The following is a 16,668-nucleotide window of genomic DNA, read 5'->3' as shown; positions in this document are numbered from 1 at the left end:
ATCCGTATTGCGGCACCGACTGCGCGCGGATTCCGCCGACGCAGGACGGGTTGTTCCGCGGCGGTCCGTAGACCAGCCTCCCCCTCCTGCCGACCGGCCAGCGGCGCCGCGCCTGGAAGAGAACTCTTGACGGGATGGGCGGCCGCGCCATGCAGGTCTACGAAGCTGTCGTCAAAGGGCTCGAGAGCGTGGGGGTCGACACGGCGTTCGGCGGGAACGGCGAGAACATCGCCAGCCTGACGCTGGCACTGAAGCATTCGTCGAGGATCAGACCCGTCATGACCCGGCACGAGCAGGCGGCGTCCTTCATGGCGTGCGGTTACGCGATGTACACCAACCGGTTGGGGGTCTGCTTCGCGACCGTGGGTCCCGGCGCGTTCAACCTGTTCTCCGGCCTGGCGGTGGCACTGTCGGATTCCTATCCGGTCCTGGCCATCACCGGGTACGTCGATCTCGACTGGCGCGGGCGCGGCGCGGTGAACGACACCTCCGGCCGGAACCGCACGCCGGACTCGCAGGCGATGTTCGCGGCCACGACCAAGAAGTCGTACCTCCTCACCGATGTCGCGGACACCTGCGAGGTGCTCGAGGAGGCGGTGAACACGGCTTTCGAGGGCCGTCCCGGGCCAGTGCACGTCCACGTGCCGCAGAATCTCACCCATCGTCACGTGAGCGTGGACAACTACCGCGACCTCCGGCTCGACATCGCGCCGGTGCGGCCCGACTCGGAGCGGGTCGAGGAGATCACCGAGGTGCTGGCCGGCGCACTGCGGAACGGACGCCGGATCGTCCTGCTCGCCGGCTTCGGAGCGATCCGCAGTCATGCCGAGGCAGCGGTGCAGGATTTCGTCGAGCGATTCCACGTCCCACTCATCACCACCCTGGACGGCAAAGGGGTTCTCGCCGAGACCCATCCGCTGGCCGCCGGGGTGTTCTCGGAGAGCGGCCACGCCAGCGCCCGCAAGCTTTTCCGGGAGGCCGACGTGGTGCTGGCCGTCGGCAACTCGTTCAATCAGCACGCGACGTTCGGTCTGCGCAGGGACCTGTTCGACGGCAAGGTTCTCATCCAGGTCAACATCGCCGACAGTGAGATCGGCAAGACCTACGTCCCCGACCTCGCGCTTGTCTCCGATGCCCGTCTGGCGATCGAGGCGATCACGGACGCTCTGGAGAAGAGGGACGCCCCCGCCGGGCCGCTCGAGCCCGTGAACCGCGACCACGAGAGATGGCCCCTCCTTCCCGCTCCCGACGGCATCCATCCGGGGAAGCTGGCGCAGACCATCGGCCGCATGCTGCCTGAACGTGGCGTACTCCTCGCCGACGCGGGCGCGCATCTGGCCTGGCTCGGCTACTACGTGGACCTAGAGCGGGGCCAGAACTTCCGCAAGACCGGCACTTTCGGGCCGATGGCCGGGCATGTCAACGGCGCGATCGGGGTCAAGCTGGCCCAGCCCGACCGGACGGTCGTGGTCGGCTGCGGCGACGGCTGCTACGCGATGGCCGGATTCGAGCTGATGACCGCCGTCCAGAACGACATCCCCGTCATCTGGGTCGTCTTCGACGACGACGAGTACAAGCTCATCAAGCTCTACCAGGCGGCCACGTACGGCGAAGCGGGCCTGGTGGAATTCCGGAACCCCGACTTCGCCGCGTACGCGAGGGTCTGCGGTGCCGAGGGCCGTCGGGTGGAGACATTGGAGGAGTTCGAGGACGCCTTCCAGGCCGCGCTCACTTCGGGCAGGCCCACGGTGATAGACGCCAGGATCACCCGGTGGGCCCTCCCGCACTACAGCGGCTCTCCCGCGGGCGTCGTCCCAGGCATGTGGGAGATGCTCGAGGAGCGGTTCCGCCATGGTTGACGTGATCCGGCCGCGGCCGGAAACCCGCCTGCGAGAACTCCGCCGTCAGCCGCGCAGCACGGAGGCGAATCGATGAGGGTGTATGAAGCCATTGTCAAAGGGCTGGAAGGAATCGGCGTACGAGCCGCTTTCGGTGGCGCCGGGGAGAACGCCGCGGGCCTGATGGTGGCGTTGAAGCACTCGCGGCAGATCCGGCCGATCATCACGCGGCACGAACAGGCCGCCTCGTTCATGGCGTGCGGCTACGCGATGTTCACCGATCAACTGGGATTCTGCTTCGCCACGGCGGGGCCCGGCGCGTTCAACCTGTTCTCCGGGCTGGCCGTGGCGATGTCGGATTCGTACCCGGTCCTCGCCGTCTCCGGGTACTCGCGGATGAAATGGCGCGGGTGGGGCTCACTCAATGAGACCTCCGGGCTCAACCGGACCCCCGACTCGCAGACCATGTTCGCGGCCACGACCAAGAAGTCCTTCCTGCTCACCGACGCGAACGACACCTGCGACGTCTTGGAGGAGGCAGTCAACCTCGCGTTCGAGGGGAGGCCGGGACCGGTCCACATCCATGTGCCCGAAGACCTGACCGAGCACGGTGTCGAAGTGACGAACTTCCGGCCCCTACGACTGGACGTGCCGCCGGTGCGGCCCGACCCGGCGAGGGTCGAGGAGATCGCGGTTCTACTGGCCGACGCCATCGTGCAGCAGAAACAGATCGTGGCGTTGGTCGGTTTCGGTGCGGTCCGCTCCGGAGCCGGACCGGAGATCAAGCGCCTGATCGAGCGGTTCCAGATTCCGCTGCTCACCACCCTGGACGGCAAGGGCATCGTAGCGGAGGGGCACCCGCTGGCGGTGGGCGTCTTCGCCGACAGCGGTCACTCGAGCGCGTGGAAGGCGTTCCGTGAAGCCGACATCGTGCTGTGCATCGGCAACTCCCTCGGCCAGCACGCCACGTTCAACTACCGAGAGGATCTGTTCGAGAACAAGGTCCTCATTCATGTGAACATCGCCGAGACGGAATTCCGCAAGGCCTACCGGCCCGACTACGCGCTGTTGTCCGATGCGCGTGCCGCTGTCGCGGCCCTCGTCCGCGCGCTGGAGCAGCGGATCGGCACAGTGCCGGCGGTGAAGGTGGACGGCCGGGACTACGAAGCCCGGCAAGTCGTCCACCTGAACGGGAAGATCCACCCGGCACAGCTCGCGCAGGCGATCGGCCGGATGCTGCCGCCGTACGGCGTGCTGCTCGCCGACGCCGGGGCCCATCTGGCCTGGCTCGGGTATTACGTGGAGCTCGAAGAGGGCCAGAAATTCCGCAAGGCCGGCGGGTTCGGACCGATGGCGGGTCACGTCAACGGAGCCATCGGCCTCAAAGTCGCGCACCCGGAACGGACGGTGGTAGTCGGTTGCGGTGACGGTTGCTACTCGCTGTCCGGTTTCGAGCTGATGACCGCCGTGGCGAACAACATCCCCGTCATCTGGGTCATCTTCGACGACGAGGAGTTCAAGCTGATCAAGATGTTCCAGGTCGCCACCTACGGTGAGTCCGCTCTGGTCGACTTCCGCAATCCGGACTTCGCCTCGTACGCGCGTGCCTGCGGCGCCGACGGCCACCGGGTGGAGAATCTCGCCGAGTTCGAGGAGGCGTTCCGTGCGGCACTGGCCTCCGGCCGGCCCACACTCATCGACGCCAGGATCGCGCGATGGGCGGTGCCCCACTACAGCCCCTCACCCGACGGAGTGATCCATGGGCTGGTCGAGATGCTCGAGGACCGCTTCCGTGGCCAGTAGCCTCCCCGCGACCAGGCCCCTCGAGCGGTGGCGCGGCCGCACGCGACGGTGACCGAGGACGCAGGATTCGGCCCCCGAGCCGGTCCCGCCGTTCCCGCCCGATGAGTGGCATGGCGATTCCTGCTGCGAGTTCGGTATGCCGGCTCACGTCACGCGTCCCCACAGACAGAGCAGTCCTGCTACGCACTGCGTTTGGTGTCCATGGGCCCCGGGCGGCCGACGCGGACGAGGACCCTCCCGCGCCGGCCGCCGAGTTCCTGGGCCGGGACCGGCAGAGCCCCATCTGCGGCCTGGGTCCCCCCAGGCGAGGTGGTGACGGGCACACCGGTCCGGCCGTGTGACGCCGTGGCACGCTTCCCAGCGTCCACCGGAGCTGGACGATCAGCACCGGCAGACACTCGGAGGCAGGGCGGCGATGGGCAATGCGAGCGGGAGCAAGAAATAGCGCAGGAGGAAAGAGGCCCGGGTCTGGGACGCCGCCCGCAGCGCGACGCGTTCCGCGACCGGGCGACCAGCGCTGTGCTCCTAGGAGACAACCCCTAAGCGCCGGTACTTGTCGTGGTCGGGTAGCCGCGCTCGGCGAGTAAGGCGTCGGGGCGTTGCCGGGGCCGACCAACGGTCCCGGCAACGGATGGGATCTTGTCGACCAGAGGCAGCAACTGCGTGACGTCGTTGCGGTTCCCGCCGGTCAGCGACACCGCGAGCGCCATGCCCTGGACGTCGGTGATGACGCGGTGCTTGCTGCCCGGACGTGCGTGGTCGACCGGGCTGCCTGAGGTGCCCCCGCCGGGCGGGCGATTCGGGAGGTGCCCCCTTCCGCGGGCTTTGCCTGGGCGCCGAGACCTGGTCCCCGGGCGAGCGCACAGCTGTGGACGGAGGCTCGAATGCGCCCTGCTACGAACTGAGCCCGTCCAGCAGGAGGTCACCGAGCTCGGAGAACGCGTCGCCGGCGGTCAGGCCGGTCCTCTCCAGGAGGACACCCGACTGGACCGCGTCGATGGTGACCGCCACGACCTGGGCGGCGAAATGGCCATTGAGCGCGCGGAAAGCGCCGGTCTGCACGCCCTCCTCGATCAGTTCGTGAACCCGGCGCGCCGCTGCGGCGGAGTTCGTCCGGTAGATCTGCGCCGTCGGTTCGTAGCCCACCATGTCGTCGTAGAAGGCGTTGGAGTGGCGGCGCATGGCCGTGCCGACGCCGGCGAGATAGACCCGGATGCGCTGCCTGGGGTCGGGCTCGGCCTGGACAGCCCGTTCGATCTCGGCGGTCGCATCCCGGAAGAAAGCCCGGGTGACCGCCAGGACCAGCTGTTCCTTCGTGGAGGCGAGGCTGTACAGCGTCGCCTTGGAGCACCCCAGTCGCTGGGCGAGCTCATCCATGGTCACCGCGGTGAAGCCTTCGGTCAGGATGATCGTCTCGGCCTGGCGCAGCAGTTCGTCCCGCCGACGGGTGTCGACGACCCGCCTGCGCGCACTTCGGCGCGGGCGTCGGTCACGCGAGTCAGTTTGGGCCGTCACCGCAGCAGTCCCCCATGAGCTTCTCCGCCGGAAGCGGCGGGTGGTCGTCCAGGCCGGAAGGCTTCCGACCCTTCCGAATGGGTACCATCGTACCGTCTAACGTACCGTACCCGCCTGGAGTGCCCCCGTGAGCGACGTTCAGACAAGGGCGTCGGAACAGGCGATGTCCGCAGCAGCGGACCGCAGTCCCATCGATGAGGACCTGGCCCTCTTGAGCCTCCGGATCCGCAAGCTCTCGTACCACCAGGGTCCAGGATCCTCGAACGCGGTGACGAGTACACCCTGCATCAGTACCTCCGGCCCCATTGTCACTACGGTCCGGTCGGCGTGGCTCGGCCGGACGACGAGGGCTCATGCAGCGGCTGATCGCCTGCTCGTCCGCCCTGTTCTCGGTTACCGGATGGAGGATCCGATGGAGATGCCGCCGTCCACGTCCAGGACGACACCGGTGATGTAGCCGGCGGCTTCACTGGCGAGGAAGGCCGCGGCTTCGGCGATGTCCTCGGGCCTGCCGGTGTGGCGCATGGGGATCTTGTTGGTGAGTTTGTCGCGTGCGGGGCCATTCATGGAGGCGAGCATGGGGGTCTCGATGAGGCCGGGGGCGATGGCGTTGGCGGTGATGCCGTGGCGGGCGCCTTCGAGCGCGAGGGTGCGGGTCATGCCGACGATGCCGGCCTTGGCGGCCACGTAGTTGGTCTGGCCGAAGTTCCCGCGCCAGGACATGGAGGAGAAGCTGACGATACGGCCGTAGCCCTGGCGTTTCATGGGGCCGAACGCGGCCCGGGCGCAGTGGAAGCCGCCGGTGAGGCTGACGCCGACGACCGCGTGCCAGTCGTCATCGGTGATGTCCTCGACGCGGTTGTCCCGGATGATGCCGGCGTTGTTGACCAGCACGTCGAGGCGGCCGAGTTCGGTGGTGACCGACTCGATCCAGGCGTTGACCTGGGTGGAGTCGGTCACGTCCACCACGTCGGTGCGGAGTTTCGCCTCGTGGGCGTCGGTGATGGTTTCGGCGGCGGCGGTGAGGGCCTGTTCGTTGACGTCGGCCAGCGCGACGGTGGCGCCTTCAGCGGCGAACCGGGTCGCCATGGCGAGGCCGAGACCCTGTGCGGCCCCCGTGATGGCGACGACGCGTCCCTGGTAGCGGTTCACTTGGTGTCTGCTTTCGTGGTGGGGGGAGTGAGGAAATCACGCAGGGCGTCGGCCACCGAGCTCGCCGGCCAGTTGTCGGCGAAGACGGCCAGTTCCTCGCGCAGGGCCTGCTCGGGGGGCATGCCGTCGATCCGGTGCAGCAGTGTCTTGAGGCGTTGCTGGGCGGGGCTGTGGCGGTCGGCCAGCTGGTGGCAGATGCGGGTGGCGGTGGCGTCGAGGTCGGCCTCGGGCACGATCGCGTGGATCCAGCCGGTGTGGGCGAAGGCGGTCGCGGGGAGCAGTTCGCCGGTGAGCAGGAGCCAGCGGGACAGGCCCCGGCCGACCGCGTCGGGCAGCCGTACGCTCGACCCGCCGGCCGGCACCAGGCGCCTCTGGAGGTGGCCGTCGCCGATCAGTGTGGTGTCGGCGGCGACGACGACATCGCAGGCCAGGGCGAGTTCGAGGCCCCCGGCGACGGCGTGGCCGTGCAGCACGGCGACCCATGGTTTCGGGCTGGCCGCGATACGGCTGAAGCAGGCCGATACGTCGGTCAGGAAGCCGACCGGGTTGTCGCCGCGGTCGTGCAGTTGGAGGAACTGGTGGAAGTCTCCGCCGGCGCAGAAGCTCGGTCCCCTGCCTGCCACCGCGACGACCGCTGTGTCGGGGTCGGCCTCGGCGTTGGTGATCTGTTTGTCCAGGGATTCGATGAGGGTGACGTCGAGGGCGTTGCGCCGCTCGGGGCGGTTGAGCAGCAGCCATCGGACGGGGCCGCGTTGCTCGACGATGAGGGGATCGGTGTCGGTCACTGTGCCTCTCGGCTGGAAAGTTCGGTGCGTCGGCGGTTGCGCAGCAGGTAGCGCTGGGTCTTGCCGCTGGGCGTCTTGGGCAGGGCGTCGATGAAGTGGATCGTGCGTGGGTAGGCGTGGGCGGCGTAACGGGTCTTGACCAACTGCTGGAGCTCGGTGGCCAGTTCCGGCGAGGCGTCGTGGCCGTCGCGGAGGACGACGTACGCCTCGATGACCTCGCCGCGCACGTCGTCGGGTGCGCCGATCACGCTGCACTCGGCGACGGCGGGATGCTGGGCGAGGACGCTCTCGATCTCGAACGGCCCGATCCGGTAACCCGCCATGATGATGACGTCGTCGTCACGGGAGGAGAAGAAGAAGTCGCCGTCCGCGTCGATGCGCGCGGCGTCGCCGGTGAGGTACCAGCGGCCGTCGGGGGTGAACTTGGAAGCGCTCTGCCCGGAGATCTGGTAGTCGCGGAAGGTCATCAGCGGGCTCGCCGCGACGTCGATCGCGACCCGGCCGAGCAGGCCAGGTCCGGAGACCTCGTCCTTCTCGTCGGCCAGGACCGTGAGGCTCCAGCCGGGTACCGGCCGGCCCATCGATCCCGTCTTGAGGGGGCGGGTGAGGTCGGGGTGGTGGTGGTTGGCCAGGGGCATGCCGACCTCGGTCTGGCCGAAGTGGTCGTGCACGGTGAGCCCGAGCGCGGTGGCGGCCCACTCGTTGACCTCGGGGGTCAGGGGCTCACCCGCGCTGGACGCCCGTTCCAGCCGCAGACCCTGCGGAACCGGCACCGGCGAGGACCGCAGGCCCCGGTACACGGTCGGGGCGGCGGTGAAGTCGGTGACCTGGTGGTCCACGAGGGTCCGCCAGGTCGTCTCCGGGGAGAACCCGCCGGACAGCAGCAGGCTGGGGATGCCGGCCGCCAGGGGAGCGACGATGGCGGAGTACAGGCCGTAGGCCCAGCCGGGGTCGGCGGCGCACCAGTAGCTGCTGTCGCGGGTGACGCCCAGGGCGTACTCCAGGTAGACCTGCCAGCCCGCGATGTAGGAGACGGGGTGGATGACGCCCTTGGGCTTGCCCGTGGTGCCGGAGGTGAACATGTGCACCAGCGGCCCGTCCCCGCTCGTGGTGACCGGGGGCACAGGGTCGGGCGACGCGGCCGCGACGAGGTCGGCCAGCACCATGTCACCGCGCGAGGTGCCGGTTCCGGTGACGACGACGCGGCGCTCGGGGTCGTCCGGCAGGTCGGGGCCCGGGTCGAGCTTGTGACGCTGGTCCGGGTCGACGACCACTACATGCGCACCCGCGCCCTCCAGACGCAGGGCGATGGCCTGGGGCGCGAACGCGGTGAACAGCGGGACGTAGACCGCACCGAGCCGCCAGATCGCCAGGATGACGGTGACCAGGTCGGTGCCCTTGCCCATCAGGGTCGCCACCCGGTCACCCGGACCGACCCCAAGCCCCTGCAGCGCCCGGGCGTACCGGTGCGAGTGTGCGGCGAGCTCGCCGTACGACAGCGTCGATGCCTTGCCGTCGCCGTCGACCACGGTGAACGCTGTGCGGTCGGCGGGGTGCCGGTCGCACAGCAGCCCGGCCACGTCGAGGGACGGAGCCGCGAAGGCCGCGGTCAGCTCGGAGACCCGGTCGGCGGCGCTGACGACTGGTCCTTTTGTCTCGTACAGGTGCTGCATCGGTGCTCCTCGTCGAGCTGGCGGCATTGCCCCGGATGTGGGTACGTTAGGAGGTACGTTCGTACCCTGTCAATTACCGCGTGAAGGCTGACCTCTGGTGATTCGCAGTAGGCAACGGTGTCGGCGACGGGGGCCGGTCGCTGTCGACGCCCTTCCCGGGCCGTGAGGGAAGGGCAAGCAACGGGTCATGTTCGCACTGCCGCGGACATGACTCGACAGCCTGATCGAGGAGCGGACCTCGGTCGTGGCCGTGGTCCGGGCGACGGCAGCGCTGGCGGGATGCCCCGCCGGCCTGCACGACGCCGGCCGGGGGAACACCCGTCGCTACGACTCCCAGGGGCACCCGCTGCCCGAGGCGGAGAGTCGATCCTGGGCACAGGTGGCGTGCAGTCGGACGCTGGACCCGCCGGATGTACCAGGCGGCGGTTGAGGTGGCCGTCGCCGATGAGGGTGGTGTCGGCGACGACGACGTCGCAGGCCAGGACGAGTTCGAGGCCGCCGGCGACGGCGTGCCCGTGCCGACGACCCTGCCAGCGGAAACCGTGCCCGGGCCCGGGCCTTGGCGACCTTCGCCAGGATCACGTCGTCGACCGCGGTCAGGGTCCGGTGGAGCGTGGAGTCCGAGGCCGGCGTCCCGAACCCGGTCGGCTGGTGCGCCCACAACCGTTCGGCGTCGGTCGGGTTCACCGCCCCCAGGACGATCCCGATCGCGGTGCCGACCAGCGTGGCACCCCGATCCCGCCGACCCGCCGTGGTGCTGGACGGCATGGCCTGCGACAACGCTGCCGTCAGCCCGGTCCGGTCCGCGCGGGCCCGCAGCAGCACCGCCTCCACATGACCGACCGGGTTCTTCGCGCTTGCGGACACGGCCGGCCGCCGGTCCGGGCCGACAGTCTTCGACGCCGAAAGGGTGCACCCGATTGTGCAGGGATTCTGACGTAGACACTCAGATCCTTGCAGGCCGGGTGCACCCTCTTCGATCTCGACAAGATCACTCGGTGACAGCTGAATCACCGAGGCCAGGTCACTGGGGGATCACCGGCAAGATGATGTGGGACGGTCGCACGTGGTCGCGGAAGATCCGCTGGTGGGCGGTCCGGAAGGTGGTCGCCTCGTGGGCGGGTTCGCCGGTGTTGGGGTTGCGGTCCCACCGTGGGAAGTTGCTCGAGGTGACGTGCACCCGGATGCGGTGCCCGGCGAGGAAGACATTGCTGGTGGACCACAGGTCTATGTCGTAGGCGCCGACGGAATCGGGTTCCGCCTGGATTCGGATGATGCCGTCGGCGAGATTGCGTGACACGCCCTTCTCGTCGACGTCGCACAGCCGCACGACCCAGTCCGTGGACGGGGCGTCGGTGGCGGCGTACAGCCGCATGCGGATTCGGCCCGTGACCTCGAGGTCGGTGGTGAGCGGTTCGCTGGTGTACACCAGGACATCGTCCCGGGCCTCCGCTGCGGCCTGGTCGAACGGTCCCGCCGGGAACTCGGGGGACATGAACAGGTTGCCGCCGCGCGTGATCACCGGATCGGCGGGGTCGTAGGTGTAGTCGTCGGGCGTCTCGCCCAGCTCGGGCGCCGGTTCACTGGTCGCGAGGCCACCGCCGGGCTGCAGGAACCACGGCGTGTCCACGGCCCGGCTGAGCGGCCATTCGTTCTCATCGCGCCACACGTTCGCGCCCATCACGAAGATCTTGACCGGTGGCTCCTCGAGCATGCCGGTGTCATGGCCCTTCAGCCAGTGGTCGAACCACCGCACCTCCAGGTCGGTGAGGGATGTGCCGAACATGCTCGTCGGTGCGGTGCTCAGGCCGTAGTTGACCTCACCGCTCACGCCGCCGCCCGAGGTGTGCAGGCCGAGGTGTGTCCAGGGCCCGATCACCAACTTGGCGGTGTTGCCCGCTGTCAGGTTGTCGACGTGGTTGTCGAGCGTGCCCTGCAGGAAGACGTCGTACCAGCCGGCGACGCTGAGCGAGGGAACAGCGATGTCATGATGCTTGCCGCGGACGCGGTGCGGAAAATCCGCGCCGGGATCGGCCACGGCGGCCTGGGTGCCGATATCCGGACCGCCGTAGCGGTCGATGAGCGGCAGTTTTCCGGTGGGGAGTTCCCAATAGCCGCGATCCCGCAGCCCGTCGAAGTCGGTGACGAGTGAGTGGAACGCCGCCCCCAATTCCCTACCGGAATGCAGGCGCGGCAGGTGACTCGGACCGGTGAACAGCGTCCAGAGCGCGTTGAGCCCCAACTCGGTCGCGCCGCCTCGCCGGTGGATGCCGTCCAGGGGTTCCGACCACGTCATCACGGGCGTGATGGCCCGCAGCGCGGGTGCGCCGGAGATCGCGGCGGTCCACTGTGTGCTGCCGGTGTAGCTCATCCCGAACATGCCGACGAGCCCATTACTGCCGGGAATCTTCGCGGCCCATTCGACGGTGTCGCGGCCATCGGAGACCTCGAAGTCGAACGGCTTCCAGGTGCCCTCCGATGCGAAGCGGCCGCGGGTGTCCTGCAGCACCACGATGTAGCCGTGTGCCGCGACGCTGAGCACGTCGATGAAATCCTTGGTGATGAACCCACGTTTGCCGTAGGGGCTGCGCTGCACCAGGACGGGCCAGGGGCCTTGGCCTGTTCCGGGCCGGTACACGTCCGCGCGCAGGATCGTGCCGTCGGACATGGGCACGTCGACGTCGTAGTCGATGAGGATATCGGACATTTCACTTCTTTCAGGGTGTTGAGGGTGGAGGTGGCGAGGCCGGTTGACGCCGCAGAGTCGCCGGCGGTCTGCCGTCGGCATCGTCGACGGCACGAGACAGCCCGCGCGCGACGACGCTTCGGCCTCCTCGCCGCCCCGGAAGACGAGATTGGGTACGCTGGAGGGTGCGTTCGTACTCGGTAAATTACCGCGAGAAGGCTTCCGCGAGAAGGTCCATCTCTGGTGATTCGCCGTGGGCGAGGGTGTCGCCGACGGGCGCTGGTCGCCGCCGACGTCTTACCGGGGCTGTCAGGGCAGGGCGCGGCCGGAACTGTTCTACGGGCCGGGCGCCGAGGGCTACACCGACTACCCCTTCCTCGAAGCGGCGTGAGGCCCACGGGTCACGCCTGTCCATGTGGCAGCCCCACTCACCCATGGACAGGCGTCCGACCGGCGACACTGTGCCCGCTCCATTGAGCCCGCGGTCGGAGCCGGGGGGTGTACCGAAGAGCGCCATCGCTCAAGATCAATCTCAGCGCCAACCACGGTTCCGTTGATCAAGGCCAAGCGACCGCCTCATGATGGCGTCGCTGCGCGTCGCTGATCGCGAGTCTGCGGTGCTGCTGCCCGGTCCGGAGCAGTTGCCGGTGCGCTTCGTCGGGCACCACCTCGTCGTCCGGGCCGCGCATCCGCCCGGGCGTCGGTCGCTCAGGCGGCGAGGGCGGTGCGGCCTGCGGCGTAGACACGGGCGACCTCGACGACGCGCTTGCCGAGCTCGGCGGCGGTGGCGATGTCGGCCTTGTGTACGCCCTCGGCTCCCTGGTCCTGGTTGCTCTGGGCGGCGGCGCCGAGGAAGAAGCCGAGGCGGTTGAGGTCGTTCTCGGACGCCGTGGAGGTGTTCCAGCCGGGCATCAGGCCGAGGCCGACCCAGTGCATGTGGTGCTGCCCGGCGAGCACGGTGAAGTACTGCAGGGTGTTGAGCTTGTCGCCGCTCTTGCCCGCGGAGATGGTGAAACCTGCGGCGATCTTGTCCTTCCACGCCTGGTTGAACCAGCGCTTGGAGCTGGCCTCGGCGAAGGCGTGGAAGACGGCGGAGGCGGTGCCCATGTAGGTGGGCGAGCCGAAGATGATCGCGTCCGAGGCGTCGAGCAGGTTCCACTGCTCCTCGGAGATCTCCTCGACGTTGATCAGGTGGGCGGTGGCGCCGGCGGTGGTCACCCCATCGCGGACGGCCTCGGCGAGGACGGCGGTGTGGCCGTAGCCGGAGTGGTAGGCGATGGAGACGACAGGGGTGGTCACGTTACTTGCTCCTTCGGATGTGCATGTCGGGCCGCGCGGGATCTGGGCCGCGGGGCCCTTGGGTACGGTCCGCTCAGCCGGCGTTGAACGCCTCGGCGACGGTCAGGGTGTCCTCGTACTGGTGCAGGCGAACGATCCGGCCGTCCTCGACCGCCAGGTGCATGGCCGTCGGTGTGGTGAACTCCTTGCCATTGGCCGCGACGGTGTGTGTGAAGACCGCCATCAGCGCCACGTCACCGCCGTCGACGATGATGCGCTCCAGTACGGCCTTGCTCTTGTCGTGCGCGAAGTGCGACCACATCGTGGTGAAGTACGGTGCGACCTCCTCCCGGCGGGTACGGCGCCCGGTCCAGGGCAGCGCGTCACTGCCGGGGACGTGCCAGTCGATTTCCTCGGCGAACAGTTCCTGGATGCCGTCGGGGTCATGCTTTGCGAGGCGCTCCACGAACTTCTTTGCCACGGTCCGCGAGGTCTGAGTATCTGTTGTCATCGGTCCTTGTCCTTTGTCTCTTCGTTTGCATCAGGTGTCGGTCGGGCCTCAGCCCTGGAACAGGAAGTGCTTGCAGCTCAGCGGCCCGCCGAGCTGAATGAGCGCCCCGTCTTCACGCGGCGCGCCAAGGTCGACCGGCGCGAACCCGAATTCGGCTCTTCATGTGTCGTTGTGTCGAATCCGTTGCTCTGGCGACGGTCGCAAGTACGCGGCTCAGACGCCCTGGGGTATCGGATGCGTCCCGCGATTTGGCGCTAGAGCTGTGTGGCTCCGCCGTCGACGAACAGTTCCGCGCCGGTGGTGAAACTGCTTTGGTCGCTGGCCAGGTAGAGGGCGGTGGCGGCGACCTCGTCGGGACGGCCGGCGCGGCCGAACGGGGTCGGTGGGGCGGGCTCGGCCGCGGTGGGCTGATCGCTGTGCGGGAAAGCGGCGTGGAGCTCGTCCAGGCCCGGGGTCTCGACAGGGCCTGGGGTGAGGGTGTTGACGCGGATTCCGCGGCCGGCCAGCTCGGCGGCCCAGGTGCGGGCGAGGCTGCGGATCGCGGCCTTGGTTGCGGCGTAGACGCCCAGGCCCGGGCGCGCCCGCAGGGCCGAGCTGGAGGAGAGCAGCAGCACCGAGGCGCCGGCCGTCAGCAGCGGCAGTGCCTTTTGGACGGTGAAGACCGTGCCCTTGATATTGATCGAGGTAGTGCGGTCGTACTCCTCCTCGGTGATCGCGCCGAGCGGGCTGTAGTCCGCGACCCCGGCGTTGGCCACCACAATGTCCAGGCGGCCGCTGCGGTGCGCGATCTCGGCGAAGAGTCGGTCGAGGTCGCCGAGGTCCGAGGCATCGCCCTGGATGGCGATGCCTCGGGCGCCGACCTGCGCGACGGCGGCGTCCAGCGCGTCCTTGCGGCGGCCGGTCAGGTAGACGGTCGCGCCCTCGGCGGCGAAACGGCGGGCGATCGCCAGGCCGATGCCGCTGGAGGCGCCGGTGACAAGGGCGGTCTTGCCGTCCAGCTGTCCCATGAGATTCTCCAATTTCTTGACGCAACTATTGCTGTTGCATTGATGGGCGCAGAATGTCCCGATCAGGGGAAGGCAACGGCGCATGGCCCGCGCGGGGCGTGCCGCCCGCCTCGCCGGTCCGGTGCCTCAGGCCCGGCCGGCCTGCGGGTTGGTGAACATGTGGTTGCCCGCCACCGTGTCCTTCGCGGGCACTTCGTCCTGCAGGACGTCCCAGTGCTCCACCACCAGGCCCTGCTCGAAGCGGAAGATGTCGACCGCCACGAGGGGTGTCTCGGTGCTGCCGGAGTACCTGCCGTGGATCATCACCAGGTCTCCCTCGGCGATGACCGCTCCCGGCTCGTACCGGCTGGCGTCGGGCAGGTCCGCGATGAACTTGCGCAGCCCGGCCCTGGCCGGCGGGATGAACGGGTTGTGCTGGACGTAGTCGGGGTGCAGGTACCGGTCCAGCGCGGTGAAGTCCTTCGAGTTGAACGCGGTCGTCAGGAATTCGAGGACGGCGGCCTTGTTCCGCTCCGTCTCCGTCTTCGTTCGGCTCTGAGCCATCAGTCCTCCACAGGTTTGCCGGTCGACACGGCTTTGTTGACCAACCGGACCACAACGGAAGCATGAAGTGGTCCAGTCAGTCAAAAAATGAGGAGCGTCAGGCGATCCCTCCGTGCCGGCATGAGGGCTGGGTTGCCGACCATTGTGGTCCAACCGGACCACAATGAGGTACCGTGAGGTCATGGGGCGAAAACGAGGCTTCGACGAGACCACCGTGCTCGATGTCGTGCGCGACCGGTTCTGGACCACCGGATTCGACGGCACGTCCACCTATGACCTCATGGATGCGACTGGCCTGGGCAAGGGCAGCATCTACAAGGCGTTCGGCAACAAGCACGACCTTTATGTGCGCGTCTTCTCCGACTACTGCCAGGGCCTCGTCGCCCAGGCCCGCGAGGAGCTGCAGGAGGGCCCGCACGCGGTGCTCACCTCGCCGATGGCCCGCCTGGAGCGCTACGTCGTCTCACTCGCCGACGCCTTCGCGACCGAGTCACCCCGCCGGGGATGCTTCCTCACCAAGGCCACCGCGGACCGCGCCGGAGAGGACGACATGGTGGCGGCCACGGCCCGTCGCGCCTTCGAGGATCTCGCCGGCGCCCTCGCATCCGCCATACGCGACGCCCAGGACGCGGGAGAAGTGGCCGAGCATGCCGACGCCACAGCCCTGGGATATCTGCTGCTGAGCGTGATCAGGGGCATCGACAACATGGCCAAGGCGGGCGTCGACGCCACGACACTCCGGCAGACAGCCCGCCAGGCGCTGGACCTGATCCCCAGGGCAGACGCGCCATAGGTGCGGCACTGACATTCCCCCCCTCTCGTCCGACGACGGACATACCGCGGCGGACATAAGCAAAATGTGCAGTTTGACTGCGGCGAAGATCTCGCCGCCTCTCACCAGGAGTCCCCATGCGTGCCATCCAGATCACCCAGTTCGGGAAGCCGGAGGACGTCGTACGCGTCGTCGATCTCCAGGAGCCGAACGCTCCCGGCGCCGGCGAGGTCAAGGTCGCGGTCGAGTTCTCACCGCTGAACCTGCACGACCTCAAGCTCGTCAAGGGCGAGCTCGTGCGGCCACCGCTCCCGCTGGTCCTCGGCACCGAGGGTGTCGGCCGGGTTATCGAGGCGGGCCCCGGCGTCGACACGCCCGCGGCGGGCGACCTGGTGGTTCTGCCGCTGCTCGCCGGTGCCTGGCGCGAGCGGCTGCTGCTGCCCGCCGACGGGCTGTTCCGACTGCCGGAAGGCAGCGTCGAGCAGTTGTCGATGCTGGGCATCAATCCGCCCACGGCCGGTCTGATCCTGAGCGAATACGCCGACCTGAGGCCCGGGGACTGGATCGTGCAGAACGCCGCGAACTCCGGCGTCGGACGTTCCCTGATCGCCCTGGCGAAGGCCCGCGGATTCCGGACGATCAACTTCGTCCGGGACGAGTCCGTGTTCGCCGAACTGACCGCGGCCGGCGCGGACATCGTCCGCCTCGACGGCGCGACGGCGGTCGAAGAGGTTCGCACGGCGATCGGCGATGCCCGGGTCGGGCTCGCCGTCGACTCGGTGGGCGGCGACGCTCCCGCCCGCCTGCTCGACCTGCTGTCCGAGGGCGGCGCACTCGTCAGCTACGCCTCGGCGACCGGACAGCCGATGTCCGTCGACGCACTGACCCTGATCGGCAAGCGCGCGACGGTACACGGATTCTTCGCCGGCCATTTCGACTACGCGACAAAGGTGCTCCCCGTCATCCGCGAGGCCGCGCCCCTGGTCGCGAGCGGAGCCCTGTTCGTGCCGCTAGGGTGCGTTTCAGAAGTGGATCTTGATGTGTCAAGATCCACTTCGTGGGGAGGCACGATCTGACGAATGCGCAGTGGGCGAAGCTGGAGCCG

At 68.7% G+C, this 16,668-nt stretch carries 15 protein-coding genes and 1 pseudogene; 6 read left to right on the top strand and 10 right to left on the bottom strand.

Annotated features, from left to right (window positions below):
* Positions 1–134 precede the first annotated feature (134 nt).
* A complete protein-coding gene (locus tag AB0958_RS30940; RefSeq protein WP_366893774.1) occupies positions 135–1,859 on the top strand; it encodes a thiamine pyrophosphate-binding protein in 1,725 nt (574 codons plus the stop codon).
* 72 nt (positions 1,860–1,931) lie between these two features.
* On the top strand, positions 1,932–3,641 hold the full coding sequence (locus AB0958_RS30935) for a thiamine pyrophosphate-binding protein (RefSeq protein ID WP_366893773.1): 1,710 nt from the start codon (positions 1,932–1,934) through the stop codon (positions 3,639–3,641).
* 543 nt (positions 3,642–4,184) lie between these two features.
* On the opposite strand, the pseudogene AB0958_RS30930 reads toward AB0958_RS30935, so the two are convergent.
* The 5 genes and pseudogenes from AB0958_RS30930 to AB0958_RS30910 form a co-directional block, all read right to left on the bottom strand.
* A pseudogene (locus AB0958_RS30930) lies at positions 4,185–4,411 on the bottom strand (transposase); the annotation flags it as partial.
* Between the two features lie 124 nt (positions 4,412–4,535).
* Entirely contained in the window at positions 4,536–5,156 is a 621-nt protein-coding gene (locus tag AB0958_RS30925; RefSeq protein WP_366893772.1) for a TetR/AcrR family transcriptional regulator, read from the bottom strand.
* Positions 5,157–5,549: 393 nt separating this feature from the next.
* Positions 5,550–6,308 carry an SDR family NAD(P)-dependent oxidoreductase gene (locus tag AB0958_RS30920; protein WP_366893771.1) on the bottom strand — a complete coding sequence of 253 codons (759 nt, stop codon included), beginning with the start codon at positions 6,306–6,308 and terminating at the stop codon, positions 5,550–5,552.
* Complete coding sequence (locus AB0958_RS30915; RefSeq protein ID WP_366893770.1) at positions 6,305–7,093, bottom strand: enoyl-CoA hydratase/isomerase family protein; 789 nt, start codon at positions 7,091–7,093, stop codon at positions 6,305–6,307. Before AB0958_RS30915 ends, AB0958_RS30920 begins: the two co-directional genes overlap by 4 nt.
* Positions 7,090–8,766, bottom strand: a complete 1,677-nt coding sequence (locus AB0958_RS30910; protein ID WP_366893769.1) for an AMP-binding protein — start codon at positions 8,764–8,766, stop codon at positions 7,090–7,092. Before AB0958_RS30910 ends, AB0958_RS30915 begins: the two co-directional genes overlap by 4 nt.
* A 613-nt stretch (positions 8,767–9,379) precedes the next feature.
* Here AB0958_RS30910 and AB0958_RS30905 point away from each other — a divergent pair.
* Complete coding sequence (locus AB0958_RS30905; RefSeq protein WP_366893767.1) at positions 9,380–9,604, top strand: hypothetical protein; 225 nt, start codon at positions 9,380–9,382, stop codon at positions 9,602–9,604.
* Between the two features lie 186 nt (positions 9,605–9,790).
* Here AB0958_RS30905 and AB0958_RS30900 read toward each other — a convergent pair whose 3' ends face one another.
* Positions 9,791–11,566 carry a CocE/NonD family hydrolase gene (locus AB0958_RS30900; protein WP_366893766.1) on the bottom strand — a complete coding sequence of 592 codons (1,776 nt, stop codon included), beginning with the start codon at positions 11,564–11,566 and terminating at the stop codon, positions 9,791–9,793.
* 139 nt (positions 11,567–11,705) lie between these two features.
* Here AB0958_RS30900 and AB0958_RS30895 point away from each other — a divergent pair, with 139 nt between their 5' ends.
* Positions 11,706–11,843, top strand: coding sequence for a hypothetical protein (locus AB0958_RS30895; RefSeq protein WP_280892723.1), 138 nt, complete (start codon positions 11,706–11,708; stop codon positions 11,841–11,843).
* A 317-nt stretch (positions 11,844–12,160) separates the two neighbouring features.
* Here the strand turns inward: AB0958_RS30895 and AB0958_RS30890 are convergent, their stop codons facing one another.
* From AB0958_RS30890 to AB0958_RS30875, 4 genes are all read right to left on the bottom strand, one after another.
* Positions 12,161–12,751 carry a flavodoxin family protein gene (locus AB0958_RS30890; protein WP_366893765.1) on the bottom strand — a complete coding sequence of 197 codons (591 nt, stop codon included), beginning with the start codon at positions 12,749–12,751 and terminating at the stop codon, positions 12,161–12,163.
* Between the two features lie 73 nt (positions 12,752–12,824).
* A complete protein-coding gene (locus AB0958_RS30885) occupies positions 12,825–13,241 on the bottom strand; it encodes a nuclear transport factor 2 family protein (RefSeq protein WP_366893764.1) in 417 nt (138 codons plus the stop codon).
* Between the two features lie 254 nt (positions 13,242–13,495).
* A complete protein-coding gene (locus AB0958_RS30880; protein WP_366893763.1) occupies positions 13,496–14,248 on the bottom strand; it encodes a glucose 1-dehydrogenase in 753 nt (250 codons plus the stop codon).
* Positions 14,249–14,374: 126 nt separating this feature from the next.
* The gene (locus tag AB0958_RS30875; RefSeq protein ID WP_366893762.1) at positions 14,375–14,791 is read right to left on the bottom strand and encodes a nuclear transport factor 2 family protein; all 417 of its coding nucleotides are present in this window, start codon (positions 14,789–14,791) and stop codon (positions 14,375–14,377) included.
* Between the two features lie 181 nt (positions 14,792–14,972).
* Between AB0958_RS30875 and AB0958_RS30870 the strand changes: the two genes are divergently transcribed.
* Positions 14,973–15,584, top strand: coding sequence for a TetR/AcrR family transcriptional regulator (locus AB0958_RS30870; RefSeq protein WP_366893761.1), 612 nt, complete (start codon positions 14,973–14,975; stop codon positions 15,582–15,584).
* A gap of 116 nt (positions 15,585–15,700) precedes the next feature.
* Entirely contained in the window at positions 15,701–16,639 is a 939-nt protein-coding gene (locus AB0958_RS30865; RefSeq protein WP_366893760.1) for a zinc-dependent alcohol dehydrogenase family protein, read from the top strand.
* Positions 16,640–16,668 lie beyond the last annotated feature (29 nt).

Origin of the sequence: Streptomyces sp. NPDC006655, assembly GCF_040703965.1 — a bacterium.
Classification (GTDB): Bacteria; Actinomycetota; Actinomycetes; order Streptomycetales; family Streptomycetaceae; genus Streptomyces.
This window is presented reverse-complemented; position numbering and strand designations above follow the sequence as displayed.

What these genes read in the sequence shown, in the direction of transcription:
- AB0958_RS30940 (WP_366893774.1), top strand. Translation starts at nt 135, where the DNA reads ATGGGCGGCCGCGCCATGCAGGTCTACGAAGCTGTCGTCAAAGGGCTC.
- AB0958_RS30935 (WP_366893773.1), top strand. Translation starts at nt 1,932, where the DNA reads ATGAGGGTGTATGAAGCCATTGTCAAAGGGCTGGAAGGAATCGGCGTA.
- AB0958_RS30910 (WP_366893769.1), bottom strand. Translation starts at nt 8,766, where the DNA reads ATGCAGCACCTGTACGAGACAAAAGGACCAGTCGTCAGCGCCGCCGAC.
- AB0958_RS30885 (WP_366893764.1), bottom strand. Translation starts at nt 13,241, where the DNA reads ATGACAACAGATACTCAGACCTCGCGGACCGTGGCAAAGAAGTTCGTG.
- AB0958_RS30880 (WP_366893763.1), bottom strand. Translation starts at nt 14,248, where the DNA reads ATGGGACAGCTGGACGGCAAGACCGCCCTTGTCACCGGCGCCTCCAGC.
- AB0958_RS30875 (WP_366893762.1), bottom strand. Translation starts at nt 14,791, where the DNA reads ATGGCTCAGAGCCGAACGAAGACGGAGACGGAGCGGAACAAGGCCGCC.
- AB0958_RS30870 (WP_366893761.1), top strand. Translation starts at nt 14,973, where the DNA reads ATGGGGCGAAAACGAGGCTTCGACGAGACCACCGTGCTCGATGTCGTG.
- AB0958_RS30865 (WP_366893760.1), top strand. Translation starts at nt 15,701, where the DNA reads ATGCGTGCCATCCAGATCACCCAGTTCGGGAAGCCGGAGGACGTCGTA.